The organism is Streptantibioticus cattleyicolor NRRL 8057 = DSM 46488, assembly GCF_000240165.1.
GTDB classification, from domain to species: domain Bacteria; phylum Actinomycetota; class Actinomycetes; order Streptomycetales; family Streptomycetaceae; genus Streptantibioticus; species Streptantibioticus cattleyicolor.
Genome location: NC_017586.1, coordinates 76,950 through 102,815, shown reverse-complemented (window position 1 = coordinate 102,815; position 25,866 = coordinate 76,950). Strand labels below are relative to the sequence as shown.

The window sequence follows — 25,866 nt, the reverse complement described above, 5'->3', positions numbered from 1 at the left end:
CCGGTTCACGGCGACCCGGTGACCGTGACCGGGCCGCCGTCCTGGACGCAGTCGGTGACGGTGTGCCGGGACTGCGCCTTCTCCTCGCTGACCCACCCCTCGATCCACACGCAGCCGGTGCGGGTGGAGAGCACGTTGCCCCAGGAGTTGGGGCGCAGGTCGCCGGAGAAGGCGGAGGGCGCGGTGGCCCCGTCGCCCTGCCGGTGGGCGGTGATGTGCACCGACCACTTGTGGGAGTTGGGGCCGTAGACGTAACCCCAACTCGCCGCGCAGCCGGGGGAGTGGAAGAGCACCAGGTAGCCGTAGGGGGAGCCGTCCGGCCAGGTCATCGCGCGCCGGTCGGCCTCCTGCTGGTCCGGTCCGCAGTGCGCCCCGGTGTACGGGTCCTGGCCGTCGCGGGCCGGCTTCGGCACCGGTGCCGCGGAGCGGGAGGTGGCCGGTGGCGTCCCGGTGTCGTGGCCCGTGGTGCCGCCGCGCGAGCCGACCAGCATCACGGCCACCACGATCCCGGTGGCGAGGACCAGCGGCACCAGGCTGAACCGGAGCGCCGGACGCGTCGGACGCATCCGGCGGCGTTCCGGCTGCCGGGCCAGCAACGTGGTCAACTCCGCGTCGTGCTCGGCGAGCCGGGCGGCGAGCGCGGGCGGCGGCCACGGCTCGGCGCCGGCCGCCTGCGCGCAGGCGGCCACGATCCTCCCGGGCGTCGGCCGGCGCGCCGGGTCCTTGGCCAGGCACGCCCCGATCAGCTCGCGCAGCGCCGGATCCGCGCACTCCAGCGCCTCCGGGTCGGGCTCGGAGTGCACGATGCGGTAGAGCACCTCGCCGGTGCCGCTCTCCCCGAACGGCGGGATGCCGGTGGCCGCGTAGGCCAGGAGCGATCCGAGTGCGAAGACGTCGGTGGCCGGTCCGACCGGCCGCCCCGCCGCCTGCTCCGGTGCCATGTACGGAACCGTGCCGAGCTGGGCCCCGGTACGGGTGAGCCGGGTGTGGTCGGCGGCGTGCGCGATGCCGAAGTCGATCACCTTGGGCCCGTCGCGGTCGAGCAGGACGTTGCCGGGCTTGAGGTCCCGGTGGAGCACCCCGGCGGCGTGGATGGCGGTCAGCGCCTCCGCGATGCCGGCCGCCAGCGCGCGGACCACGGGGGCGGGCAGCGGGCCGCCGGACGACACCACGTCACCCAGCGAGGGCCCGGGGATGCAGGTGGTCGCCATCCACGGCCGCTCGGCGTCCGGATCGGCGTCCACCACCGCCGGGGTGTAGGGACCCTGCACCGTGCGGGCGGCGGCGACCTCGGCGGCGAACCGGCGGCGGAAGGTGGCGTCCTCGGCCAGCTCGGAACGGACCACCTTCACCGCCACCGGCCGCCCCGCCCTGGAGACCCCGAGGAAGACCTGCCCCATCGCGCCCGATCCGAGCCGGCCGAGCAGCCGGAACGGGCCGACGCGGTCCGGGTCGCCGGACAGCAGAGGGGCGACGGCGCGGCGGGGAACCCGGCCGCCGGACGGTGCGGTCCCCGGTGGCGCCGAGACGGGATCCGCCGACCCCGGCCACCGGGTGCCCGCCGGATCCGGCCGCGGCGATGCGGTGGCCCCCGGCCCCAGCGCGGCGAGCCGGTACTCGGCCGCCGCGACGTGCCGCGGGTCCAACGCGGGTAACGACCGCAGCAGATCGAGGAGTTGGACCCCGGCCTGCCGGGCACGGTCGGGGTCGGCGATCTGCTGCCAGCACCAGTGGGCGCTGCGGGCCGCGGCGAGCAGCGCGGGGTCGTCGGCAGGTCCGCCGGCCAGGCGGGCACGGGCGGCGGCGATCCACAGCCCGGTGGCACCCGCCATGTCCCCGGCCATCCGGGCGAGATCGGCGCGGATCCCGGCCCAGTGGGCTACCTGTGCGCTGCCGTCGCCGTGACTGCGCCGCGCGTGCTCCTCCCAGGCGGCGGCCATGGCGGCGGCCTCCCCGTGGCGACCGGCCCCGGCGGTCTCCCGGACGACCCGCAACGCGTCCGCCGCGTCCGTCCCGGCGGGGCCGGACGGATCGGTCAGCAACTCCGGACGGCTCGCGTTCAGCACCTCCCGCAACGCCGTCCACCGGCTCTCCCACTCCCGCTGATCCCCGCCGCACGCCCCGACGTACGCCATCGTCAGGTCCAACGAGGGCAACGACACCGCCGACGTCGCCTTCGACAGCGCCGCCTTCGAATACCCGGAGCGCTCCTCCAGCCTGCGCAACGTCAGCCCGGCCGCGGCCCGCAACTCCTCCAGGTCATGGCAGAACGCCTCCAACGGACCGGCCTGCGGGTCCAGTTCTCGCCTCGGTCGCCCCACGGACCTTCCCCCCATCCGACGACATCCGACGGGCACGGCGCGTTCAGTGAACACCACCCCGATCCGCTCCGCCTAGGCGTGTGCGCGCCCGCCGGCCGCCCGCCGGTACGCAAGCCTCCGGCTCGGCGGACCCGCCGCGTACCGCGCGTTGCGTCCGCGCAGGCTCGAAGGGCCGCCTCACACCTTCTGGGCGAGCCGGGACGCCTCCGTGCTGGCGGCCGTGGCGCCCCGGGTGGTCAGCAGGTGCAGCACCAGGCCGAGGGCGGCGATCGCGGCGGCGGACCAGGGGAGGAGGGTGGCCGGGCCGTGGATGACGAGCCGCAGTCGGCGGGGTATCGCCGTTTCACCCGGTCGGGTCCGGGCCTCGCCGCGTCAGCCGTCGGCCGGATCGTCCACGTGTTGGAGGCGGGCAGTCGAAGGCCACCCGCCTATCCTGCTGAGCGCCCGATCAGCGGATCACTCATGCCGCACCCGCACCCGCCGGTCCCCGGTCTCCAGCCACACCTCGTGGCCACCGTCCAGCCGCATCGTCAGCCCGAACCCGTCCACCCCCGGCCGGCCGACCGCACACCACCAGCGCCACGCGGCCTCGACCTCGTCCCAGAGGCGGCGCGGCCCCGACTGGTACACCGGATGCCTCCTCTCCCCGTCGCGGAACGCGACCACCGCCCATGACGTGTCGGTGAGGCCGTAGAACCAGGCCAGCCGCCGATCCCCGGAAGCCGACATGCCATGCCAGACATCGCGGACACGCAGTCCGACCGCGAACCGGGCCGGAGCGTCCAGGTGCGCGGGGAAGTCCCCGGCCGGCACCTCGGTGTACGACTCGTCCGCGCTGCCGGGTACGTCGTCCGGCACGTACGCGCTGTGGCCCGCGAACTCGAGCCGCTGCGAGCGGGCTTTCATGAACTCCACCAGCCGCCTGAACCGTCCCGACGCCGACCTGCCGTCCCCGGCCACCACCAGCCGGGCCACCGCGTCGTGGTGGGCGAAGTTCGTCCCCCACGGCGCGACGATCACGCCCCCCGGCCGGGTCTGCTCCACCCACGCTCCCGGCAGCGAGCGCAGCCCGAACGTGGCGATCGTCCGGTCGAACGGGGCCCGGTCCGGGAAGCCGGCCAGCCCGTCACCGGTGACCACCTCGACATCAAGGCCGAGACCGTCCAGGGCCCGCCGGGCACGCGCCGTCACGGCCGGGTCCACATCGACGGTGACGACGTTGCCCGCACCCGCCCGGTAGGCGAGCAGGCCGGCGTTGTAGCCCGTCCCGGCACCGAGTTCGAGAACCTTGTGGCCCGGCTGCACATCGAGGTCGGCCAGCATCCGGAACACCACCGACGGTGCGCTCGCCGAACTCGTCGGCACCGTGCCGGGCTCGATCCCGTCGTGGGCGCCGTCGTCCCACTGGGTGACGATCGGACAGTTTTCGTGCGCGTACCGGCCCCACGCTTCGGGGTCCTTCCGCCGGTCGACGGGGGAGGAGCGGCCGGTTTCCATGTCGTGCGGCCACATCAGGTCCGGCAGGAACGCCGACCTCGGCACCGCGTGGAACGCCTCGGCCCACTCGGGGGTGAGTGCGCCGATCTCGTGCAGGTAGCGGCCCAGCCCGGCGTGGCCAGGCCGCTCCTCGGTGGTCGTCACCTCCGGTGTTTCCCGTCGCCTTCCGGAGCGCTGCCGTCAGGCTTGGGGTCCTCCGTCGGCCCGGGCCACGGCTGGCCGGGCAGCTTGTCGCCGTCGTCGCCTCCACCGGCGCGCACGATCACATCCACGGGTTTGCCTCCCACGGCTCGGTGACAGGGACGCCCAGTCAACCCCCGGGGCGCGCCGACGGGTAGGGCGCAAACCGCCGATGCACCCGCACGAGTGGGCACCCGTGTACCACCGGGCGCGTGGGTCACCCGGAAGGCGGTAGGTCGGCCGATGCCTGACGGACACCCGTCTCCCGCCGGCGGCCGACGCGCGGCGCCCGTTGGAGCGATCTCCTTCACGCATCCTCAGGCGGAGCGCTGTCCCAGACTTCTGCGGTCACCGGGGCGGTGTGGGTATGGCCGCCGCTTCGGATGTCCACGCGCCTGCCGAAGAAGCAGAGGAACTCGTCCGACCCTGTTGTCGATCCGGCGGGAAAACAATCGCCGTAGGGGTACCGCCCGGAGCTGTTCCGGTGCAGGATCGTGCTGCCGTAGCCGAAGGCAAAGTCCGGAATTCCGGGGGCCGCATGCGCAGAACATGCGAAGAAGGTGTGAAATCACCACCTCGCCACTTCACCGTCGGCAGACAGCACCAGATCGACGGCTGAACGAGGACCAGCACCGACAACCGCATTCTCGCTGGGAGTTCCCAGACAACCGAAAGTCCGGTCGTCGGCGAGTGGAACCCGTCGCCATGGCGTTCGTATCGCCAAGGGCAGCCCGCCGTGACCCAGGAAATACACCACGCCGACCCATAAGGGGGATCACGCGTGCATTTACCGCGCATTCTCGCCGCCACCGCCGTCACCGCACTCGCCACCCTCGGCCTGACGCTGCCCGCACAGGCCGCACAGGCCGCACAGACCGCGCCGACCGCGTCGGCCGGATCGTCCCACCCGGCCCCGGCCCACCATGTCGCTCGCCCCGGCAGTCCCACGCCGAAGGCGAAACCTTCCGGCATCGTCTTCGGCCTTCCGCCGGGTACGGCCATCGGCCCCTTCCACAATCCGTGGAGTGGGGGCTGGCGGCTCGGCGACGGGAGCCGCAGGGCGTCGCCGGACGGCCGTACCTGGGTCGACATGAACAAGGGCACCTTCGAGGTCCGGATCAACGGGAACATCGAGTGGACCGCGCCGCAGGCCAACGCGGGCGGCGCCTACCTGGCCTTCCAGTTCGACGGGAACCTGGTGGTCTACAACCGTGCGGACCAGCCCATCTGGGCCAGCAACACCACCTGGGACTGCGGGAATCAGGGGGTGGGGTGCCTGCTCAACATCCAGAACGACGGCAATGTGGTCATCTACCAGGATCTCGGGTTCGGGGTCTACCAGTCGGTCTGGGCGACCGGAACCCGTCGCGGGCCGCAGGCCGACTGCCTGGAGCACAGGCCGGGCGGGGCGGTCGACGACGGCCACGGCTGGCTGACGAACACCACCCAGCCCGTTCCGCAGCGCAACAAGACCACCGTCCCGCCCGGACCGCCCGGGACCCGGGCGGCCATGGCACGGGCGTGCCTGCGGAACCCGCCGGGCGAGGGCAGCGTGGCGTCCGGGGACATCACCGGCCTGCAGGACGCGCAGAAGTTCGTCGCGGCACACGCGCCGGGGGCCGTCGTCGCCCGGTGCCACCTGATCGCCAACGTACTCGGCGGGAAGGGCCAGGTGCGCGACGGTGGACAGGCCAACCTCGTCCCCTGCTGGCAGGTGGGCATGAACACCGGAACCCCCAGCATGCGGACGTACGAGCAGGAGACCAGGCGAGCCATCAAAGGCCTGGGCGGCAACGACGCGATCTTCTACGAGGTGACACCCGACTACCTCAGCAGCACCAGTACGATCCCCTACGGCGTCACCATGAGCGCCACCGTCGAGCGGGCGAACGGAACGAGGCAACAGCTGTTCGGCAACATCGTCATCCCCAACACCCAGGCCAGCAGCGGCCTCAACCTCGGTAACTGACGCCACCGACCGACATCGCCGGGAGCCAGGATGAGCCGTACCACCCCACCGCGGCCGGTCGACGTCTCCGCGGTCCTGCCCCAACTGGCCCCGCTGGCACGTACGGCGACCCGGCTGCATCCCCGCCCCGGGTCGCCGTCGCCGTACGACAGCTCGGTCGGTGGGCCGCTGCTGTGGCCCGCCGCCGAGCCGTGGCCGTACTGCGAGGGCCCGCATGAGCCGGACGGGGTGAACCCGGCCGTCTCGCCGGCGGATGTACGGCGACGACGGCGCATCCAGGCCGCGGCGGCGGGCCAACCGGGCCTCGGCCCCGAGGAGTTGGTGTCCGACGAGCAGCTCAGGACGGATCGGCCGTGGCCCGACGGACCGGTCGCCATGCTGCCCGTGGCCCAGTTGTACGTGCGGGACGTCCCCCTGCCGGTGGTCCCCGAGGGGGCCGACCTGCTCCAGGTGCTGTGGTGTCCCTTCGACCACCTGCCCGAACCCAGGCCCAGGACCGCGCTGTTCTGGCGGTCCGCCGCTACGGTCACCGAGGTCCTCACGGCGCCCCCGCAGTCGGCAGCGGTCCAGTCCGAGGACTACGTGCCCGAGCCGTGCCTGCTCGACCCGGAACAGGTCACCGAGTACCCCCACCCCATGGAACTCAGCACGCAGTTGCGGGCACGGCTGGACGACTGGGCCACGTGGCAGTCGGCCGGCGCGGCCCCGGACAGCTCCTACGAGCTCGCGCCCGGGGAGTTCTACCTCGACGAACTGTCCCTCGCGCCCGGCTGGAAGACCGGTGGCTGGTCCCGCTGGGGCCTCACCGACCCGGTCCCCCGCCTCTGCGCGGTCTGCGACGCCGAGTTGACCCCGCTGCTGACCATCGCCTCGGACGAATGGGACGCGAGCACGGGCAGTTGGATCCCTTACGAGGACCAGGCCGCCGCTGCGTCGACCGCCCCTGCCCACAGCCTGGCCCACCGCCCGACGATGATCACCGTGGGAAGCGGTTACAGCCTTCAGATCCACGTCTGCCCGGTGTCGTCGGACCACCCCCACAAGGAGCTGATCCAGTGAGGACTTTCCACCCTCGGTCTGACGTCGCCAGGTGAAGTGTGAGACGGCGTCGAGCAGGTTGGTGACGCGAGTCGTGCCGTAGGGGAGCGTGCGCGGCAACCGCCGGATCCAGATGCCTTCATGCCTCTCAAGGACTTCTTTCACAAGTCGGAGTTGTCCCCCGGGCCGGGCTGTGGCGAAGGTTGAAGGGCACGACGCGGCGCGGGAGACGGCGTACGGCGGGGCACGGCGGGCGGCCGCGCACCTGGCGTGACCGCCCGACGCCGGCGTGCCGTTCGACGACATCCGGCGAGGAGAGGCTTTCGTGGCGGAAACCCGTGTGACCACCACGGCGGTGGCCTCCGCGCGGCCCCGCGGCGCGGCGGTGCCGTCCGCCCGCGACGGATGGCTGCTGGTGGTGGTGATGGCCGGCACCTTCATGGCCGTCATGGACTCGTTCATCGTCAACGTCGCGGTGCCCGCCGTGCGCACCGGGCTGGGCGCGAGCTACCCGCAGGTCGAACTCGTGGTCTCCGGGTACGTGCTCGCCTACGGGCTCTTCCTGGTGACCGGGGGACGCCTCGGCGACATCCACGGCGCCCGGCGGATGTTCCAGGCCGGGCTGGCGCTGTTCACCGCGGCCTCGCTCGCCTGCGGGCTGGCCGGCTCGGCGGGCGCGCTGATCGGCTTCCGGGTCGCGCAGGCGCTCGGCGCCGCGCTCTTCTACCCGCAGGTTCTCTCGGTGCTCCAGACGTCGTTCCACGGCCGGTGGCGCGAGCGTGCCTTCGCGGTGTTCGGGGCGACGATCGGCGTCGCCTCCGTCGTCGGCCAGGTACTCGGCGGACTGCTGGTGCAGGCCGACCTGTTCGGGCTGTCCTGGCGGTCGGTGTTCCTGCTGAACGTGCCGCTGGGACTGCTGGTGCTGATCGGCGCCGCGCTGGTGATGCCCAAGGTGCCGGGTGGCCGGCGACGCCCGCGGCTGGACGTGCGCGGCACGCTGCTGCTCACGGTGGCGCTGCTGGCGCTGTCGTTGCCGCTGATCGAGGGCGGGTCGGCCGGCTGGCCCGCGTGGTGCTGGATCTGCCTCGCGGTCTCCGTGCCCGCGCTCGCCGCGTTCTTCGCCGTCGAACGCGCCGTGGCCGCGCGCGGCGGTGACGCGCTGATCGACCCCCGGCTGCTGCGTCGGCCCGCCTTCGCCGGGGGCAACCTCGTCGCCCTGGTCTTCTTCGCCGGGAACGCCGGGCTCTTCTTCGTCCTCACCCTCCAGCTGCAAAGTGGTCTCGGATACCTGCCGCTGGCCGCCGGTTTGACCTTCGCGCCGCTGGCGATCGCCTTCGTGGCGGCCTCGTTGGTGGCACCGAAGCTCCAGGCGGTGGCCGGGCACCGGGTGCCGGCCATCGGCTACCTGGTCAACGCGGCCGGCACGGTGGCGCTCCTGGTGACCTCGGTGACCGCGGGGGAGCGGGCGACCGGGTGGGTCCTGCTGCCCGCGCTCGTGGTGATCGGCTTCGGCGAGGGGCTGGGCGTCAGCCCGCTGTTCGGCGCCGCGCTCGACGGGGTGCCGCCGGCCGACTCCGGCGCCGCTTCGGGCGTGCTGGAGACGTCCACCCAGATCGGCATGTCGCTCGGGGTCACCGTGGTCGGCCTGGTCTTCCTCACCGCCCTCGGCTCCGGCACCACACCGGCCGCCCACTGGCATGCCTTCACCGCCGCGCTGGTCGCCAACACCGTGCTCGCCCTGGCCGCGCTCGCGCTCGTGCCCCGGCTCACCGCCCGGTCGGCCCGGCCGACATGACCACCGACCCGCCCCGCCGCCTTCCGTCGGTGACGGGGCCGCCACGACGCGCCGTCCGGGCCGCGAACCCCGGGGCCGTACCTCCCCCTTCCGGGCTCCGCGCGGGCCCGGTCCGGACGGCGCGCCGACCTCTCGCCCGACGCGGGCCTCGCTGAACCCCTCCTCCCGGGAGCCACCATGACCGCGACCACCGCATCCGACACCGTCGGCCGGCCCGGTCCCGGCCGCCTGCCGTCGCTGACCGGCATGCGGTTCGTCGCCGCCGCGCTGGTCTTCGCCTTCCACGCCACCTACGAGAACGCCTTCCGCGACCACGCGGCCGGTGCCGCCTTCTCCTGGCTCGCCGGCAAGGCCGGGTGGGTCGGTGTCTCGTACTTCTTCGTGCTCAGCGGCTTCCTGCTGACCTGGTCCGCCCGCCGGGACGACCCCGCGCGCCGCTTCTGGCGCCGGCGGTTCTTCCGCATCTACCCCACCCATCTGCTCACCTTCCTGGCCGCCCTCGCCCTGCTGGCCTGGGCCGGGCTGCCCGCCCCGGGCGCGGTGCGCAACCTGCTGCTGGTGCAGAGCTGGACCCCGGACGTGAACGTGATCCTCAGCGTCGACCCGGTGAGCTGGTCGCTCAGTTGCGAGGCCCTGTTCTACCTGGCGTTCCCGCTGCTGTTCCGGCTGGTCGCGCGGGTCCGCCCGGAGCGGTTGTGGTGGTGGGCGGGCGCCCTGGTGGCGGCGGTGTGCTGCGTACCGGCGGTGGCCGGCGCGCTGCTGCCGGGGCAGCCGCACATGTCGTGGCTGGCCGTCTCCGAGCAGCGGTACTGGTTCGTCTTCGCCTTCCCGCCGGTACGGGCGCTGGAGTTCGTGCTGGGCATGGTGATGGCCCGCATCGTGCGCGCCGGACGCTGGAGCGGCCCGGGGCTGCTGCCGGCCGGCGCCGCCCTGGTGGCCGGCTACGCCGTCGCGCTGTACGCGCCGTTCGAGTACGGCATGGTGGCCGTCACCCTGGTCCCCGTCACCTGGCTGATCAGCGCCGCCGCGGTGGCCGACGTACGGGGGACGCGGTCGCCGTTCCGCCATCGGGCGATGGTGAGGCTGGGCGAGGTGTCGTTCGCGTTCTACCTGGTCCACCGGCTCGTGCAGCGCTACGGGCACATCGCGCTGGGGGAGCGGCGGGCGTGGTCCGCCCCGGCCGCCGTCGGCATGGTGCTGCTCAGCGCCGTGGTGTCGCTGCTGCTGGCCTGGCTGGTGCACGTGGGCTACGAACGCCCCGTGCTGCGCCGTTTCGGCTCCCCGGCCCGGCCCCCCGAACCCACCGGGGCGCGCCCCGCCGCGCTCCCCGGCCCCTCGCGCGTCCCGGCCGGCCGGGACGCGTGGCACACGTCAACCTCCGCTCGTCGTGAGGAGAGTCCGTGACCGTCACCATCGACGTCTGGTTCGACTACATCTGTCCGTTCAGCCTCATCACCCGCCGGGTGCTCCAGGAGGCGCTGCCCCGCCAGGACGTCGTCCTGGAGTGGCATCCGTTCGAGGTCAACCCCGACTGCGCCGTGGAGGTGGGGGAGTACCCGCGCGGCATCTGGGAGGCGGAGGTCAGGCCGCTGGCCGAGCGGGTCGGCGTGGAGTTGCCGAGCCCGCCCGGAACCCCGTTGCGGCGCAGCCGGATGGCGTTCCTGGGCTACCAGTTCGCGCTCGACCACGGCGTGGGCACCGCCTACACCGAGCGGGTCTCCACGGCGTACTTCCACGAGTGGGCGGACATCTCCGACCCGGTGGAGCTGACCCGGCTCGCCGCCGAGGTGGGGCTCGACCCGAGGGCGTACCGGGCGGCCATCCTCTCCGAGCGGTACACCCGCCGCCACCTCGACGCGGTCGCCGAGGCTCGCGGACGGCACGGGGTCACCATGGTGCCCACCGTGGCGATCGGCCCCTGGCGCCGTGAAGGGGTGCCCGGCAAGGAGGAGTTGCTGCGTGCCGTGGAGCGCGCCGCGGCCACCGCGCCCACCCCGACCACCCCGCTGGAGAGCGTGCCGACCACCGTCGCCACCCTCGCCCGCGTCGCGTGAACCCCGCCCCGGGCCACCCGGCCCGGGGCGCACCACACGCCATGCGTCCGCCCCGGCCGTACCGTACGGACGACCGGGGCGGAACGCGGCGGGGGCGCGGTCAGCCGTCGGCCGGCCGCAGCCGGACCCGTACCGTCTGCCGCTCGGAGCTGACCGGCAGCGCGACCGTCATCGCCTCGGCGTCGAAGTCGGTGCTGGGGGCGCCGTCGATCAGCACCCGGTCGAGCACCACCCGGCCGCGCGGCAGGATGTCGGGGGCCACCCGCAGCAGCCGACCGGGGAACTCGGCGTCGGTACGCGGCTTGAACCACAGCTCGATCGGCTCGCCGTTGACCAGCAACTGCGTGTAGACCTCGGCGAGATAGCACAGTTCGGCCTTGTGGTACATGGCCATCGCGTGGCTGCCCTTGAGCCGTTCGTTGCCGATCAGGTAGGGCAGCCCCTGGGCGAGCACGGTGAAGTGCACGGCGCCTTCGTCGTGGTCGAGGAAGAAGGCGTTGTAGAAGGCGGACGCCTCCCGGGCGTGGCGCAGGTAGTCGTGGTCACCGGTGTGGCCGGCGAGGATCAGGTAGGCCAGGATCGCCTGCTCCTGCTGCCACCAGGTCTTGCGGTCGTGCCAGGCGAAGGCGTGCCGGCCGTTGACCGCCTTGCGCTGCACGGTGTCGTACCAGCCGCCGCGCTGCGGGTCACGGCCCACCGCGGGCATGGTGCGGGCCAGTTCCCGGGCCACCGCGAGGTATTCGCGCTTGGGGAGCACGGCGTTCATCCGCATCAGGTTCCAGGCGATCTTCAGGTTGTGGCCGACCACCGCCCGGTTCTGCTGCCAGCCCCAGGTGTGGTCGGGCGTCCAGTCACCCTGGAAGCGCTCGTTGACGAACGGGCTGCCGCCCGGCGAGCGGTCCGGCATGTGGGTGACGATCATGTCGAAGATGTGTTCCAGCATGCGCAGATGGCGCTCCTCGCCGGTGGCGAGGTAGAGGTTGATCAGATACGCCGGGGCGTGGTCGCCGAGCGCGTTCCAGTTCTTGCGAGCCCGGTTGGGGCCGAGGCCGTCGTGGTGCGGGCTGAGCGTCACCGGGTCGATGTGCGAGTAGTAGCCGCCCAGCCGCGGGTCGTGGAAGAACTTCTGGAACAGCCGGACGGTGTCCTCGATGTCCTTGGCGATCACCGGGTCGCCGGTGACCCGGTAGGTCTGGGCGAGCCCGACCAGCGCGTAGATCTGCTCGTAGGCCGGGATCGCCTGGTAGTCGTCGCCGAACTCCGAGGCGAACAGCTTGCGTTCGCGCAGCCGCTCCAGCTCGATGCCGTGATACCAGTAGACGATGTCCTCGGCCTCGTCGTGGAAGCGCATGTGGTCGTGGAGGTAGCGCGAGCCGCGCTCGGCTACCTCCAGGAAGTCCTCCTCGCCGGTGAGCATGTAGGCGCTGGCCATGCCGTACACCATCCGGGAGATGGTGTCGGTCTCCTGCACGTGCTCGTCGGTCTTGTGGCCGGCGGTGTTGACCCGGGTGCGGTAATCGGTGAAGTCCACCGGGCCGTCACCGAACTGCGAGCGGCGGTAGAACCGCCCCAGCCGCTCGATCTGCCGCACCCACCAGCCCTTGCGGTCGAACGGGTACGGCACCTCGCCGTCCCCGACGAACAGCAGCTTGGACACCTGGAAGTACAGCCCTTCCGGATCGGGGTAGACCGGCCCGTAGGAGAAGACCAGGGCGCCGTGCACCAGGTACTCGTCGATGCGCTCGGTGACGTCCCGGTAGGGCTCGCCGAGGTTGCGCAGCAGCTCGGCCGAGGTGGACTCGGACAGATGGAGGGTGAGTTCCCGGTCGTCCAGCGTCTTGATCTGCACCCGGCTGCCCTGCCGGGAGAGTACGTAGCCGGCCGCGCTGTCGGAGAAGGACCAGCTGAGGTGGGCGTTCACGCGGCTGCCTTCCGCAGTTCGGCCAGGCGCTCGATGACGGTACGGGCCAGCAGGTGGCAGTGGTCCGCGGTGCGCACGGTGACCAGGTCGCGGTCGACCACCACGTCCTGGTTGAGGTAGACCGCGCCCATGTTGCGCACGTCGGCGGCGAGGTTGTTGTGGCAGGCGACCGGGCGCTCCCGGACCAGCTCCGGGGCGGCCGAGACCAGCAGCAGCCCGTGGCAGCAGAACGCCTTGACCAGGTTGGGGATGCGGAACGCCCGTCGGAGCAGCTCCAGCGCCGGCGACGCCTGGTCGACGTCCTCGCTGTACCGCAGCCGGTCCGCCACCATCCCGCCGGGCACCACCAGCGCGGAGTACTGGAGCAGTTCGTGGTAGTCCAGCGCCTCCAGGTCACCGTCGACCTCGACGGCGCGCCGGTGTTCGTGCCCGGTGAAGGTGAGCCGGGGCTGCCCCCACAGCCGGGTCAGCAGCCGTACCTCGGCGCCCTCCTCCGCGAAGCGCCGCAGGTAGTAGTCGATCTCGTCCTCCACGAAGTCGCTCTCCATGAGGACGCCGACGCGCTTGCCGGCCAGTCGTCCGGTCTTGAGCGGTTTGACGGTACCCATGTGCACATTCCCCGAATCGATCCGGCTGATGTCGTGTCAGTTCCATCGGGCGCCGGCCGCCGCGGTCACAGCACGGCCGAGCCGGGCATCGGCTCCAGCGCGTCCACGGTGTAGCCGCGGATCCGCGCGGAGCCCCCGTCGAGCACCACGGTCCAGGTCTGGTGGGCGTCGAAGCCGAGCCACCGGCTCTGCGGGGCGGGTGGCGACCACACGCTGGCCTGCCAGTTGACCACCACCTTCACCTCGGCGATCGCCGGGCCCATCGGCAGCACGGCCACCGAACGCACCTCGTGCGCCTCGTCGAAGAACCGGTGGGTCACCGTCTCGTACCAGTCGGCGAAGCCGGCCAGGCCCTCCACAGTGCCCTCGGGGAAGCGCATCACCAGCCCGTCGCGGACCAGGAACGGCACCACCTCCTCCAGTGGGTCGTGCCGGTCGAGCGCCCGGTACCACCGGCGGGCCAGGTCCTCCACCGTGGCCAGGGTGAGTTCCGCGTGGTTCTGCACGGTCGGCATGGCTTGCTCCTCGCAACGTCGTCGGGGCGGTGCCGCACGGTCAGTCGGTCACCAGGTCCACCAGGAACGGACCGCGGTGGCCGAGCATGGCGCGCACCGCGTCCGCCACCTGCTCCGGCTCCGCCACCCGGACGGCCGGCACCCCGAGCGAGCCGGCCAACTCGGTGAAGCGGATCCGCGGCCGGGACAGGTCGAAGGCGTCCGGGTAGGCGTGCGGCTCGATCGCCCGGTCCCGCCAGTAGCGCTCGATGTTGTGGTCCAGCAGCCGGTAACGGCCGTTGTCGCAGACGACGAACTTGGCGTCGATGGCGTACCGGGCCGCCGTCCACAGCGCCTGGATGGTGTACATGCTGCCGCCGTCGCCGGTGAAGCCGACCACGGTCAGCTCCGGCCGGGCCAGCTTGACCCCCAGCGCCCCCGGGATGCCCACTCCGAGGGAACCGCCGCGGGTCTGGAAGTAGGTGCCCGGCACCCGCGGCGGCAGCCACCGGGTCAGCGCGGGCGAGCAGGTCAGCGCCTCGTCGAAGACGGCCAGCCCGGGCGGTGCCTGCGCCGCCAGCTCCGCGGCGAAGCGGTCCGTCATGGTCCGCGGCGCCGCCTGGCCGTCGGCCCGCGGCGGTGTCCGGGTGCCGTTCTCCGGCGGTGTCCGGGTGCCGCGGCGGGGTTCGCGTCCGCGGGCCCGCAGCCGTCCGGCGAGCGCGGCCAGGGTGGGCGCCGGGTCGGCGGCGAGGCCGACGCCGACGGGGAAGTTCTTGCCGATCTCGTAGGCGTCCGCGTCGATGTGCACGATCCGCGCGCCCGGCCGGAACGGGGCGGCCAGCTCGGGGAAGACCTCGGGGAAGACATACGTCCCGACGATCAGCACCGGGTCGGCGTCGGCGACCACCCGGGCGCTGTCCGCGCCGAACATGTGGCCGAGGTTGCCGGCGAAGAGCGGATGCGTGGTGTCGAAGTTCACCTCGGAGGAGTTGACCCCCCACACCGGCGCCCCCAACAACTCGGCCACCTCGGTGAGTTGCCGCTGCGCGCCGCTGACCGCGACCCCGTCGCCCATCAGCACCAGTGGCCGGTCCCCGGCGAGCAGGGCGTCGGCGGCCCACTCGATCGCGTCCGGCTCCGGCACCACCCGGGTCGACGGCACACCGGCGGCCACCGCGGGCTCCTCGGTCTCCTGGTCGAGCACGTCGGCCGGGAGCACCACCAGCACCGGTCCGCGCGGCGGCGTCATGGCGATCTTCACCGCCCGGCGCACCACCCGCAGCAGCGACGCGGGATGCACCACCCGGGTCGCGTACTTGGTCACCGGCTCGGCCATCGCCACCAGGTCCGCGGCCATCTGCGCGTCCATCGCGTCGTACCGCACCCCGGCCTCGCCGGCGAGCGCCACCAGCGGCGAACCACCGCGCCGCGCCTGGTACAGCATCCCGATCGCGTTGCCGAGCCCCACCCCGCTGTGCAACTGCACCAGGCCGGGCCGGGCGCCCGCGCGGGCGTAGCCGTCCGCCATGGCCACCGCCACGCTCTCGTGGAGCGTCAGCACATAGCGCGTGGCACTGCCGTCGGCCAGGTCGAGGAAGCCCTGCTCGACCGTGCCGGGGTTGCCGAACATATGGGTGATGCCGTCGGCGGCCAACTGCTCGAAGAGCGCGGCCTTGCCTGGTCTGGCGGACATCCGTCCCTCCCTGGGAACCCTGGGACACGGCACGACACGGCACATCACGACATGGCGCACGACACGGCACCCGGCACCGGGCGCGCCGCTACCACCCGTAGCGGGTCAGCCCGTTCTCCAGCACCTCGATCAGCAACTCGCCGGCGAGCGTGGAGTCCGGGGTGGAACGGGCCGTGACGAACGGGAAGTCGACGACGACCGAGGTCTCCTTGCCGACGTTGCCGTGGAAGCGGCCGTCCGGCCCGGTGGCGTCCCGCAGGATGTACTCCAGCGGGTACGGCGGCGGACCCATGTTGAAGTCCACGCCGAGGAAGCCGGTGCCGTCCTTGTAGTCGTACTCCTTGGGGTGGCCGGTGACGTGCTTGCCCCACAACAGGCTGCGCCGGCTCTCCCAGTCCCGGGCGAAGGCGAGCGTCGCCACGCCGTAGCACTCGGCGAGGATCGGCCGCCCCGCCGCGGCGAAGGCGAGCACCAGTTCGTGCAGGCGCTCGTTGTTGGCCAGGTCAACGATGGGACCGCTGCCGCCGACGATCATCAACGCGTCGAAGGCGGAGAGGAGTTCGCCGGTGGCCCCGGCGAGCCCGCGGTGGTACTCCTCCAGCTCACGGAGGTGGTTGAGCGCGCTGTAGTAGGGCCGCTCGGGGACCATCTCGGCGAGGCTGAGCGGGTTGTCCAGCCGGCTGGAGTCGTCCAGGGCCCGCGCGCGCCGGGCCATGTCCCGACTGGTGACCGAACGGCCCAGCGGCGGGTCGAGGTACTCGGAGTCCAGGCTCGGCGGCAGCGCGTGCGCCCGCTTGCCGTTGGGGGTGATGAACGTGGTGCGGTAGTCGCGGGCGTCGAACGCCTCCAGCGGACCGACGAGTTCCTCCCCCCAGTAGCCGTACTCGGAAAGCACCACCAGGATGCGTTTGGACACGGATGTCTCCCTGCTGCGAAAGGGGATGCCCGGGTGCCCGGGAAAGACAGCCCGGGGAGGGCGCGGAAGCACCGCAGACGCACCCGATTCAAGCCCGCCCGGGGCACCGACCACAACAGCCGCGTGACGACTGTCGTGACTTGCCGCAACCGTCGCGGATCCGGGCCGCGCTGATTACACGGCCGGGGTCGCTCTGCTGCCCTGAAATTCGAACAACGCGGCGGCGCGCCCCGCGTCCCCACGAGGCGGCGACGCCGTGTCCCCCGTGGGCGGCACCGCCCGAGAACCAGGAGCCGTCGGTCATGACACCTGCCGATCCCCGTACCGCCAGACTGCCTTCACTGACCGGACTGCGGTTCGTCGCGGCAGCCCTGGTCTTCGTCTTCCACGCCTCCTTCGAGCACTTCTTCGGCGACCCCGGGGCGCAGCACGGGTTCTCCGCGCTGGTGGCCAAGGCCGGCTGGCTCGGGGTGTCGTTCTTCTTCGTCCTCAGCGGCTTCGTGCTGGCCTGGTCGGCGGCGCCCGGCGACACCGCCCGGGCGTTCTGGCGGCGGCGGTGCGCCAAGGTCTACCCCGGCCATCTGCTCACCGCCGTCGCCGCGTTCGCGCTGCTGGCCGCCACCGGTGGTGTCTTCACCGTCGGCCAGGCCGTCACCAACCTGCTGCTGATCCAGTCCTGGTTCCCGCAGGTGACCATGTTCGGCAGCGGCAACCCCGTCACCTGGTCGCTCTCCTGCGAGGTGCTGTTCTACCTGGCGTTCCCGCTGCTGTGGCGCGGCATCCGCCGGATCCGCCCCGAACGGCTGTGGTGGTGGGCCGCGGCGATGGTGGCCGTGGTCGCCCTGCTGCCGCTGGTCGCCGAGGCGCTGCCGGCCCGTCCGCTGGTCTCCATGCCGGACGGCACCAGCCCGCAGTGGCGGTTCTGGCTGGTGTACGTGCTCCCGGCGGCCCGGCTACCGGAGTTCGTGCTCGGCGCGGTGCTCGCCCGGACGGTGCGGGCCCGCCGGTGGTCCCCGGTCGGCCCGCTGCCCGCCACCGCCCTGCTGGTGCTCTGCTACTGGGGGGCCACCCGGGCGCCCTACCTGTACAGCCTCACCGCGGTCACCATCGTGCCGCTCGCCCTGCTGATCCCCGCGGTGGCCCGGGCGGATGTGACCGGACGCGCCGGGGTGCTCGGCCGGCCGCCGCTCGTCCGCCTCGGCGAGCTGTCGTTCGCCCTGTACCTGGTCCACCGGCTGGTGCTGATGTACGGTCACCGGCTGCTCGGCGCCGGACGCACCTGGTCCACCCCGGCCGCCGTGGGGCTGGTGCTCGCCTTCCTCGCGGTGAGCCTGCTGGCGGCCTGGGTGCTGTACGGCGTCGTGGAACGCCCGGCGACCAGACGCTGGGGGCGGCGGCGTCCGGTGCCCGTCACACCGGCGCGCGATCCGGCGCCGGTGCGCTGAACGATCTCGCGACTTGCGGGAGTTGCCGCAGTCTCCACCGGTTCCTGGCAGCCCCGGGCCGCCGGACGTGATGCTGGTGGCGCGTCCGTCGGACCTCCCCGGCACCCGCGGGACCGCAACCTCACCGGCGGGCGGACGACCGGTGGCGTCCGGCGTGCCCGGCCGGTCCCCGCAGCACACCCCGCCCCGTGCGGACCGTCGCCCCATCCCCGCCACCCATGGGAGGAACAGTTGAGCACGCCCACGTCGTCACCGCTCGCCCCGGTGGCCGCGCCGCTCCCCGGCGGCCTGCCCCGTACCACCACCGCCCTCGCCCCGGCACCCGAGTGGTTCAAACGGGCCGTCTTCTACGAGGTCCTGGTGCGGGCCTTCCACGACAGCGACGGCGACGGCATCGGCGATCTGGGCGGTCTCACCGCCAAGCTGGACTACCTGCGCTGGCTCGGGGTGGACTGCCTGTGGCTGCCGCCCTTCTTCGCCTCCCCGTTGCGTGACGGCGGCTACGACGTCTCCGACCACCGCGCGATCCACCCCGACACCGGCACCGTCGAGGACTTCGCCGAACTGCTGCGCGCCGCCCACCGGCACGGCATGCGCGTGATCATCGACTTCGTGATGAACCACACCAGCGACCAGCACCCGTGGTTCCAGGCCTCCCGCACCGACCCCGACGGCCCCTACGGCGACTACTACGTCTGGGCCGACGACGACACCAGGTACCGCGACGCCCGCGTCATCTTCGTCGACACCGAGACCTCCAACTGGACCTTCGACCCGGTGCGCAAGCAGTACTTCTGGCACCGGTTCTTCTCCCACCAGCCCGACCTCAACTACGACAACCCGGCGGTGCAGGAGGAGATCCTGGCCGCGCTGCGGTTCTGGCTCGACCTCGGGGTGGACGGCTTCCGGCTGGACGCGGTGCCCTACCTGTACGCCGAGGAGGGCACCACCTGCGAGAACCTGCCGCGCACCCACGAGTTCCTCAAGCGGGTGCGCCGCCTGGTGGACACCGAGTACCCCGGCCGGGTGCTGCTGGCCGAGGCCAACCAGTGGCCGGAGGACGTGGTCGACTACTTCGGCGACTACTCGGTCGGCGGCGACGAATGCCACATGGCCTTCCACTTCCCCGTCATGCCGCGCATCTTCATGGCGGTGCGCCGCGAGAACCACCACCCGGTCTCCGAGATCCTCGCCAAGACGCCGCCGATCCCTTCCGGCTGCCAGTGGGGCATCTTCCTGCGCAACCACGACGAGCTGACGCTGGAGATGGTCACCGACGAGGAACGCGACTACATGTACGACCAGTACGTCAAGGACCCCCGGATGCGCGCCAACATCGGCATCCGCCGCCGCCTCGCCCCGCTGCTGGACAACGACCGCGACCAGATCGAACTCGTCAACGCCCTGCTGCTGTCGCTGCCCGGCTCGCCCATCCTGTACTACGGCGACGAGATCGGCATGGGCGACAACATCTGGCTCGGCGACCGGGACGCGGTACGCACCCCCATGCAGTGGACCCCCGACCGCAACGCCGGCTTCTCCTCGGCCAACCCGGCCCGCCTCTACCTGCCCGCCATCACCGATCCGGTCCACGGCTACCAGGCGGTCAACGTCGAGGCGCAGATGGCCGGGCCCAGCTCGCTGCTGCACTGGACGCGCCGGATGCTCGGGCTGCGCCGGCGCCATCCGGCGTTCGGACTCGGCGACTTCGAGGAGGTGCCCTCCTCCAACCCGGCGGTCTTCGCCTACCGCCGCCGCCACGTCGCCGAGGACGGCACCCGCTCCACGGTGCTGTGCGTCAACAACTTCTCCCGCCATCCGCAGCCCGCCGAACTCTCGCTCGGCGCCTACCTGGGGACCACCCCGGTGGAGATCACCGGTGACGTGCCGTTCCCCCCGGTGGTCACCGACGCCTACCGGCTCAGCCTCAAGGGCCACGGGTTCTACTGGTTCGCGCTGCTGCCGTCGGAGGACGTGCTGTGAGCGTCGCGGCGGATGTGGTGAGCCGTACCGGACCGGTGCTGCCGCCGGGGACGGAGGCGGCGCTGGCCGACTGGCTGCCGCGGCAGCGCTGGTTCGCCGGCAAGGGCGCCGGTCCGGCCCGGGTGGGCGTGGTGCAGCGCACCGTCTTCGCCGACCGGCTGGCCGAGGGCGGACCCCGGGGGCTCTTCCTGGTGGTCCGCGTCGACTTCGCCGACGGCACCGCGGCCCAGCACTACCAGGTGCCGCTCGCCGTCCGGGCCGGGGCGCCGGAGCCGCCGGGCCCCCACGTCATCGGCCACATCGACGGGACGACCCTCTACGACGCCCTCGCCGACCACGAACTCGTCTGCGAGATCCTGCGGTTGATCGGGTCCGGACGCACCCACCACCCGCTGGCCTTCCGCAGCGAACCGCCGGTGCGCTCCGGGGTGGCCGCACCGCTGGCCGAGCCCGCCTCCGCCAGCCGCCCGATCGGCGCCGAACAGAGCAACTCCTGTGTCGTGGTGGACGACCGCTACCTGCTCAAGGTCTTCCGCCGCCTGCACACCGGGGTCAACCCCGACCTCGAACTCCAGCGCGCGCTGCGTGCCAGCGCCAGCCCGTACACCGCGCCACTGCACGGCGCCGTGGAGGGCGAACTCGACGGTGCGCCGCTGACCTGCGCCATCGTGCAGACCTTCCTCTCCGGCGCGGTGGACGGCTGGGAGCTGGCCGGACGCGATCTGCGGCGGCTGCTGACCGATGACGGCAGGTGGGAGGGGGACGGAACCGGCTTCGCGGCGGAGGTCTTCGCCATGGGGCGCGCGGTGGCCTCCGTCCACGCCGACCTGGCCGCCGCGCTCGGCAGCGACACCATGGGGCGGGATCAACTCGTCGCGCTCGCCGAGGCGATGAACGGCAGGCTGGACGAGGCCCAGCACGTCGTGCCGGGGCTGCGCCGGTACGCGGGTGCGCTGCGGGACGCCTTCGCGGCCCTCGCCGCCCTGCCGCCCGGCGTCCCCGTCCAGCGGGTGCACGGCGACCTCCACCTCGCCCAGGTGCTGCGTTCGCGGTCCGGCTGGACACTGATCGACTTCGAGGGCGAGCCGGCGGCGCCCATGGCCGAACGCGCTGTCAAGCACTCACCGTTGCGCGACGTCGCCGGGATGCTGCGTTCCTTCGACTACGCCGCCCACCTCGCGGTGCCGGACCGCGCCCCCGATCCGGCCGGCGCCCGGGCCGGACGTGCCTGGGCCGACCGCGCCCAGGACGCGTTCTGCCGGGGGTACGCCGCCGTCGCCGGCCGCGATCCGCGCGAGCAGACGGTGCTGCTGCGTGCCTACACCGTGCACAAGGCGGTCTACGAGGCGATGTACGAGGCGCGCAACCGGCCCGCGATGGTGGCGGTGCCGATGGCCGCCATCGACCGGATGACCCGGTGACGCGGGGCGGCAGGCCCGGGCGTCACCCCTGGCCGGACGGGGCCGGGGCGGCGTGCTCGGCGGCCCGGGTCACCGGTTCCCAGGCGGCCCAGGTCTCCATCCGCCGCCGGTATGCCGCCAGCGCCGCGTCGTACACCGTCCCGCCGAGGATCAGCCGCAGCGGCGGGTCGTCGCTGTCCACCAGGGTCAGCAACGCCTCGGCGGCGAGCCGCGGTTCGCTGTCGACGGAGCCTTCCGCCCACAGCCGTTCCAGCTCCGCGCGGAGTCCGGCGTACGCCGGGTCGGGGGTGGTGGCGGTGGCGTTGGCGTACAGATCGGTCCAGTAGCCGCCGGGCTCCACGATGGTCACCTTGACGCCGAACCCGGCGACCTCACCGGCGAGCGCCTCGCTCATCCCCTCCAGCGCGAACTTGCCCGCGCTGTACAGTCCGGTGGTCGCCATCGAAGTCACGCCGCCGATGCTGGACATCTGCACCAGGTGACCCCGGCCCCGTGCCCGCAGCACCGGTATCACCGCCTGGGTGACCCACAGCGCGGCGAAGAAGTTGACGTCGAGGTGGGCGCGGGCCTCGGCCTCGGTGAACTCCTCGACCATGCCGGTGGCGAGCACCCCGGCGTTGTTGACCACGATGTCGAGGCCGTCGAAGTGGTCGGCGGCTGCCGCCACCGTGGCGAGGACGGCGGCGCGGTCGGTGACGTCCAGCCGCAGCGGCAGCAGCCGTCCCTCGTGGTGTGCGGCCAGCTCTTCGAGCCCGGTGATGTCCCGTGAGGCGGCGGCCACCCGGTCGCCGGCGGCGAGGGCGGCTTCGGTGAAGGCGCGGCCGAGCCCCCGGCCGGCCCCGGTGATGAACCAGGTGCGGGGGGCGCGGGCGGCGGAGGGGGCGGTGGTCATGGGGGATTCCCTTCGGGTGCGGGGGCCGGGGCGGGCGGACGGTCGTCGCCTCCAGCGAGACGAGCCGTCTCGTCTTGCCAGCGACCATGACAGCTCGACCGGCCCGAGTCAAGACGGACCGTCTCGTCTCGCTCCTGGTAAGGTCGCCCCATGACCACTCAGCGCCGGAGCGGCACCCCGGACTCCCGCCGCCGCAGCGAGACCTCCCGGCGGGCCATCCTCACCGCCGCCTTCGACCTCGTCGGCGAGGTCGGCTACGCCAAGCTGAGCATCGAGGGCATCGCCGCCCGGGCCGGGGTGGGCAAGCAGACCATCTACCGCTGGTGGCCCTCGAAGGGCGCACTCCTCTTCGACGCCTTCCTCACCCTGGCCGAACCGCCCGACGGCGGCCCCACCGCGCTCCCGGACACCGGAGACCTGGAGGCCGACCTCAAACTCGTGCTGCGGGCCACCGTCGAGGAACTGCGCGACCCCCGCTACGACGGCCCGATGCGCGCCCTGCACACCGAGATCGTCAACGACCCCGCGCTCGCCGCCGAATACGCCGAACGCCTCGGCGGCCCCATGCGGGAACTGAAGAAGGAACGCCTGCGCGCCGCCCGCCACGCCGGCCAGCTCGCCGAGGACGTCGACCTCGACCTCGCCGTCGACATGATCTTCGGCCCGGTGCTCGACCGCTGGCTCCACCGCACCGGCCCGCTCACCGCCGCCTTCGCCGACCGGGTCGTCGAGACCGCCCTGCGCGGACTGAGCCCCCGGCGGTAGGACCACGGCGGCGTACGCCGGGTGGCCGGACCCGGCACCGCACACCGGAGCGCCGCGCCGCGCGCACCGCGAAGCCGACGCGCACCCGGGCCCGCTACCCGGCCCGCCTCCCCGAGGCGGAGACCCTCAGCAGCACCCGGAAACCGCGCAACCCCGCCGCGTCCTCGCCGACCGGAACACCCTCCGCCTCGACCCAGGCGTGCGCCCGGAACGGCTCGGTGCGCACCCCCGTGCACCAGTCCGGCCACTGACCGGAGAGCCGGCACAACAACGCGGTGGCCACCGACCGTTGAAGGCAGTAGGGGCCGGCGCAGCGCAGACTCACCGCCACCACCGCCTCCCGCGCCCGGGCCGCCGACTCCGCGCCGGCCGGCCGCGCGCCCCGGCACACCCGGGTGAGCACCCGCCGCAACCGCCCCGGCGGCAGGCGCACCAGCAGCCGGGCCGCGAAGACCGCGCACAACGCCACCGCCCGCCGCCACCACGGCAGCAACGCCCGCTCGTCCAGCGTCACCTGGGCGCTCACGACACCACCAGCCCGGCGTCCCGCAACATGGCGACCAGCCGCCCGACGTCCCGCTCCGCCCGGTCGCCCGCGCTCGGACACCGCTCCCGCAGAGCGGCGGCGGCCAGCGCCTCGTCACCGGTGTCCAGCAGGGCCTCCAGCACGGTGGCCCCGGTGGCGTTCAACTGCCAGTAACGGCCGCTGCGTTCGTCCAGCAGCACCATGCCTCCCTCGGTGGCCGAACGGGTCACATGACGGGCCAGTGTGAAACTCACGCCGCACCTCCTTGCCACGCCGTGTCGTGCCCGACCGCCCGCAGCCAGGTGGCGCAGGACAACGTGGCGTCGAGCGGCAGCAGCCCCCGGGTCACCGGATGGAGCCCGGTGAGCGCCGCGCGCAGCGCCTGGCCGTCCACCAGGCCCCGGTCGGCCAGTTCCGCGCAGACGTCGAGCACGTCGTCCCGGTGGCGGCGCAGCCCGGTGAAGAGCTCCGCGCTGTAGTCGCCCTTGGTACGGCGGTCGAGCAGTTCGCCGGGGACGACGCCGCGCAGCGCCGCCGCCAGTACGGGTTTGTAGTGGTCCAGCGCCCAGCGGTCGGCCAGCCGCACCGCCAGCGCCGCGTCGAGCACCCGGTCGTCGAGGTAGGGGGCCTCGTAGGCGACCTGGAGGCCGGCGACGGCGTGACCGAGACCGCGTACCGCCGCGCCGGCCGCGCGCACCGCGCGGATCATGTCGTGCTGCACCCGCAGCGGGGCCAGCGGTGCCGGACGGGCCTCGGCCGCGGCGGCCAGCAACCGGCGCGCGGTGGCCGTGGCCCGTGGCGTCGCCCACGGCGGCATCACCGGGGGCACCCCCCAGTCGGCACCGGTGACCCAGGACGAACCCGGGGTGAGCGTGAGCCGCTCGGCGCAGCGCGCCAGCCAGCGCGGGTAGTCACCGCCGCCCCATACCTGGCGCGCGGTGGTCAGCAGCGACCACCGGCCCAGCGTCCGGGTGGCCCGCAACTGCCGTACCGCCACCGCCGGATGGGCCCGCGCCATCGCGTGCAGCAACGCCGGGCGCATGGTGAACAACTCGTCACCGCCGATCCCGGTGAGATGGATCCGGGAGCCCTCCCGCGCCGCGTGGGCCACCGCGTGGGCGGCCTTGGCCCGGGTGCGGGCCAGCACGACCGGGCCCTCCAGATCACCGTCGGCGCACGGCGGCGTGGCGAACCACCGGGGGCCGTCGTCGGCGGCCACCACCACGTGCCGCGCGGCGCCGAGCCGTTCGGCGGACCGGGCCGCCCACGCGCTGTCGTCGTTGCCGGCGTCGACCGCCAGCGCGTGCAGCGTGACCAGCCGGGCCGGGCCGTCGGCGGCCAGGAAGCACAGGCCGGCCGAGTCCAGACCGCCGGACAGGTCGGCGCTGAGCACCCCGCCGCGTGCCGTGCGGACCGCGACCGCCTCGGCCAGCGCTTCCCGTACGGCCGCCGCGGCGGCGGCCATCGGCAGCCGTGGCTCCGGCGGCACCCACCAGCGCACCACCCGTCCGCCGCCGTCCCGGGCGAGCCGCAGCCAGTGGCCGACCGGCAGCGTGGTGACCCCGGCCCAGCCGCTCTCGTCGCCGACCGGCCACGGCGCGTCCGGCGCCAGCAGCCGCAGGGCCAGCCGTTCCTCGTCCACCCCGCGGCCGGACAGCCGGGCGGCCAGCGCGGCGCTGCCGGAGGCCACCGTCACCCCGTGGTGCTCGGCGAAGTAGACCTCGCGCACCCCCGACAGGCTGCCCTGGAGGCGCACTTCACCGCCGACCGACAGACACAGGTGGTGGCTGCCGGCCAACGGGCCGGTGAGCGCGCCTGTCTCGTCGGTGGAGACCACGGTGGCCAGCCCCGCCGCCAGCGACCGCTCGTCGAAGTCCGTCATGCCGAAGACCACGGCGCTCCGGTCACCGACGGACGCGCGCACCACCGCGTCCTCGGCCCAGTGCCCCACGATCCAGGGCCTGCCCGACGGATGGGCGATCGACCGCCCCCCGCTCGCGCTCTGCAACCCCCGCGCCAGCGCCGCGCCGTGCGGATGGTCCGGAAAGACCGCGAACTCCACCCCCACACAACCCCCCTCACCGATGTGCGCAGGCGGACTGCGCCGGTGTCCCCGCACCGGCGCAGCCGCAAGGGCGCTGGGTCAGTCGTCCCACCAGCCGTACCAACCGTGGTGCCAGTCGTGGTAGTCACCCCAGTGGTAGGAACGGGTCAGCTCGGCGAAGGAGCCGACCTCGACCAGCATGGGGGGCTCGTATGCCTCGATGCTTTCGGTCACCGCAAAACACCTCCTCTCGCCATGTCAAAGCCTGGCGCTGTAAAGAAGTGTTGCAGTGCGTAGTCAAATT

General features: G+C 73.2%; 21 protein-coding genes. 9 read left to right on the top strand and 12 right to left on the bottom strand.

What is annotated here, in order from left to right; genetic code table 11:
* Window positions 1-5 precede the first annotated feature (5 nt).
* Together SCATT_RS00435 and SCATT_RS00430 are read right to left on the bottom strand one after the other, a co-directional pair.
* Entirely contained in the window at window positions 6-2,321 is a 2,316-nt protein-coding gene (locus SCATT_RS00435; RefSeq protein WP_014140871.1) for a protein kinase domain-containing protein, read from the bottom strand.
* A gap of 456 nt (window positions 2,322-2,777) precedes the next feature.
* The gene (locus SCATT_RS00430; protein ID WP_014140870.1) at window positions 2,778-3,962 is read right to left on the bottom strand and encodes a methyltransferase domain-containing protein; all 1,185 of its coding nucleotides are present in this window, start codon (window positions 3,960-3,962) and stop codon (window positions 2,778-2,780) included.
* 817 nt (window positions 3,963-4,779) lie between these two features.
* Here SCATT_RS00430 and SCATT_RS00425 point away from each other — a divergent pair.
* From SCATT_RS00425 to SCATT_RS00405, 5 genes are all read left to right on the top strand, one after another.
* Window positions 4,780-5,967, top strand: coding sequence for a DNA/RNA non-specific endonuclease (locus SCATT_RS00425; RefSeq protein WP_014140869.1), 1,188 nt, complete (start codon window positions 4,780-4,782; stop codon window positions 5,965-5,967).
* Window positions 5,968-5,997: 30 nt separating this feature from the next.
* Window positions 5,998-7,026 carry a hypothetical protein gene (locus SCATT_RS00420; protein ID WP_014140868.1) on the top strand — a complete coding sequence of 343 codons (1,029 nt, stop codon included), beginning with the start codon at window positions 5,998-6,000 and terminating at the stop codon, window positions 7,024-7,026.
* 304 nt (window positions 7,027-7,330) lie between these two features.
* Complete coding sequence (locus tag SCATT_RS00415; protein ID WP_014140867.1) at window positions 7,331-8,800, top strand: MFS transporter; 1,470 nt, start codon at window positions 7,331-7,333, stop codon at window positions 8,798-8,800.
* Window positions 8,801-8,977: 177 nt separating this feature from the next.
* Window positions 8,978-10,204, top strand: coding sequence for an acyltransferase family protein (locus SCATT_RS00410; RefSeq protein WP_014140866.1), 1,227 nt, complete (start codon window positions 8,978-8,980; stop codon window positions 10,202-10,204).
* On the top strand, window positions 10,201-10,854 hold the full coding sequence (locus SCATT_RS00405; RefSeq protein ID WP_014140865.1) for a DsbA family oxidoreductase: 654 nt from the start codon (window positions 10,201-10,203) through the stop codon (window positions 10,852-10,854). Before SCATT_RS00410 ends, SCATT_RS00405 begins: the two co-directional genes overlap by 4 nt.
* Before the next feature lie 100 nt (window positions 10,855-10,954).
* Here SCATT_RS00405 and SCATT_RS00400 read toward each other — a convergent pair whose 3' ends face one another.
* The 5 genes from SCATT_RS00400 to SCATT_RS00380 all read right to left on the bottom strand — a co-directional run bounded on the left by SCATT_RS00400 (window position 10,955) and on the right by SCATT_RS00380 (window position 16,486).
* A complete protein-coding gene (locus tag SCATT_RS00400) occupies window positions 10,955-12,775 on the bottom strand; it encodes an AGE family epimerase/isomerase (RefSeq protein WP_014140864.1) in 1,821 nt (606 codons plus the stop codon).
* Window positions 12,772-13,383 (bottom strand): DJ-1/PfpI family protein, encoded by a 612-nt coding sequence (locus SCATT_RS00395; protein WP_014140863.1) that lies wholly within the window; start codon window positions 13,381-13,383, stop codon window positions 12,772-12,774. Before SCATT_RS00395 ends, SCATT_RS00400 begins: the two co-directional genes overlap by 4 nt.
* A gap of 65 nt (window positions 13,384-13,448) precedes the next feature.
* The gene (locus SCATT_RS00390) at window positions 13,449-13,898 is read right to left on the bottom strand and encodes a nuclear transport factor 2 family protein (protein WP_014140862.1); all 450 of its coding nucleotides are present in this window, start codon (window positions 13,896-13,898) and stop codon (window positions 13,449-13,451) included.
* A 40-nt stretch (window positions 13,899-13,938) separates the two neighbouring features.
* Window positions 13,939-15,570: a thiamine pyrophosphate-binding protein gene (locus SCATT_RS00385; protein WP_014140861.1), complete on the bottom strand. Its 1,632-nt coding sequence runs from the start codon at window positions 15,568-15,570 to the stop codon at window positions 13,939-13,941.
* An 88-nt stretch (window positions 15,571-15,658) separates the two neighbouring features.
* Window positions 15,659-16,486 carry a type 1 glutamine amidotransferase domain-containing protein gene (locus tag SCATT_RS00380; protein WP_014140860.1) on the bottom strand — a complete coding sequence of 276 codons (828 nt, stop codon included), beginning with the start codon at window positions 16,484-16,486 and terminating at the stop codon, window positions 15,659-15,661.
* 302 nt (window positions 16,487-16,788) lie between these two features.
* Here SCATT_RS00380 and SCATT_RS00375 point away from each other — a divergent pair, with 302 nt between their 5' ends.
* The 3 genes from SCATT_RS00375 to SCATT_RS00365 all read left to right on the top strand — a co-directional run bounded on the left by SCATT_RS00375 (window position 16,789) and on the right by SCATT_RS00365 (window position 21,335).
* The gene (locus tag SCATT_RS00375) at window positions 16,789-17,931 is read left to right on the top strand and encodes an acyltransferase family protein (protein WP_014140859.1); all 1,143 of its coding nucleotides are present in this window, start codon (window positions 16,789-16,791) and stop codon (window positions 17,929-17,931) included.
* 264 nt (window positions 17,932-18,195) lie between these two features.
* Window positions 18,196-19,914, top strand: coding sequence for a maltose alpha-D-glucosyltransferase (gene treS / locus SCATT_RS00370; protein WP_042507600.1), 1,719 nt, complete (start codon window positions 18,196-18,198; stop codon window positions 19,912-19,914).
* Window positions 19,911-21,335: a maltokinase N-terminal cap-like domain-containing protein gene (locus SCATT_RS00365; protein ID WP_014140857.1), complete on the top strand. Its 1,425-nt coding sequence runs from the start codon at window positions 19,911-19,913 to the stop codon at window positions 21,333-21,335. Before treS ends, SCATT_RS00365 begins: the two co-directional genes overlap by 4 nt.
* Before the next feature lie 22 nt (window positions 21,336-21,357).
* Here SCATT_RS00365 and SCATT_RS00360 read toward each other — a convergent pair whose 3' ends face one another.
* A complete protein-coding gene (locus tag SCATT_RS00360) occupies window positions 21,358-22,227 on the bottom strand; it encodes an SDR family NAD(P)-dependent oxidoreductase (RefSeq protein ID WP_014140856.1) in 870 nt (289 codons plus the stop codon).
* A 150-nt stretch (window positions 22,228-22,377) separates the two neighbouring features.
* Here SCATT_RS00360 and SCATT_RS00355 point away from each other — a divergent pair, with 150 nt between their 5' ends.
* Complete coding sequence (locus SCATT_RS00355; RefSeq protein WP_014140855.1) at window positions 22,378-22,992, top strand: TetR/AcrR family transcriptional regulator; 615 nt, start codon at window positions 22,378-22,380, stop codon at window positions 22,990-22,992.
* Between the two features lie 94 nt (window positions 22,993-23,086).
* Here the strand turns inward: SCATT_RS00355 and SCATT_RS00350 are convergent, their stop codons facing one another.
* The 4 genes from SCATT_RS00350 to SCATT_RS37815 form a co-directional block, all read right to left on the bottom strand.
* Entirely contained in the window at window positions 23,087-23,518 is a 432-nt protein-coding gene (locus SCATT_RS00350) for a lasso peptide biosynthesis B2 protein (RefSeq protein WP_014140854.1), read from the bottom strand.
* A complete protein-coding gene (locus SCATT_RS00345; protein ID WP_014627213.1) occupies window positions 23,515-23,772 on the bottom strand; it encodes a lasso peptide biosynthesis PqqD family chaperone in 258 nt (85 codons plus the stop codon). Before SCATT_RS00345 ends, SCATT_RS00350 begins: the two co-directional genes overlap by 4 nt.
* The gene (locus SCATT_RS00340) at window positions 23,769-25,586 is read right to left on the bottom strand and encodes an asparagine synthase-related protein (protein ID WP_014140852.1); all 1,818 of its coding nucleotides are present in this window, start codon (window positions 25,584-25,586) and stop codon (window positions 23,769-23,771) included. Before SCATT_RS00340 ends, SCATT_RS00345 begins: the two co-directional genes overlap by 4 nt.
* Before the next feature lie 75 nt (window positions 25,587-25,661).
* Window positions 25,662-25,796, bottom strand: a complete 135-nt coding sequence (locus SCATT_RS37815; protein ID WP_014140851.1) for a lasso RiPP family leader peptide-containing protein — start codon at window positions 25,794-25,796, stop codon at window positions 25,662-25,664.
* Window positions 25,797-25,866: the final 70 nt, after the last annotated feature.

Coding starts and splice junctions, on each gene's coding strand:
- SCATT_RS00375 (WP_014140859.1), top strand. CDS start 16,789: ATGACACCTGCCGATCCCCGTACCGCCAGACTGCCTTCACTGACCGGA.
- SCATT_RS00410 (WP_014140866.1), top strand. CDS start 8,978: ATGACCGCGACCACCGCATCCGACACCGTCGGCCGGCCCGGTCCCGGC.
- SCATT_RS00390 (WP_014140862.1), bottom strand. CDS start 13,898: ATGCCGACCGTGCAGAACCACGCGGAACTCACCCTGGCCACGGTGGAG.
- SCATT_RS00385 (WP_014140861.1), bottom strand. CDS start 15,570: ATGTCCGCCAGACCAGGCAAGGCCGCGCTCTTCGAGCAGTTGGCCGCC.
- SCATT_RS00395 (WP_014140863.1), bottom strand. CDS start 13,383: ATGGGTACCGTCAAACCGCTCAAGACCGGACGACTGGCCGGCAAGCGC.
- SCATT_RS00420 (WP_014140868.1), top strand. CDS start 5,998: ATGAGCCGTACCACCCCACCGCGGCCGGTCGACGTCTCCGCGGTCCTG.
- SCATT_RS00355 (WP_014140855.1), top strand. CDS start 22,378: ATGACCACTCAGCGCCGGAGCGGCACCCCGGACTCCCGCCGCCGCAGC.
- SCATT_RS00360 (WP_014140856.1), bottom strand. CDS start 22,227: ATGACCACCGCCCCCTCCGCCGCCCGCGCCCCCCGCACCTGGTTCATC.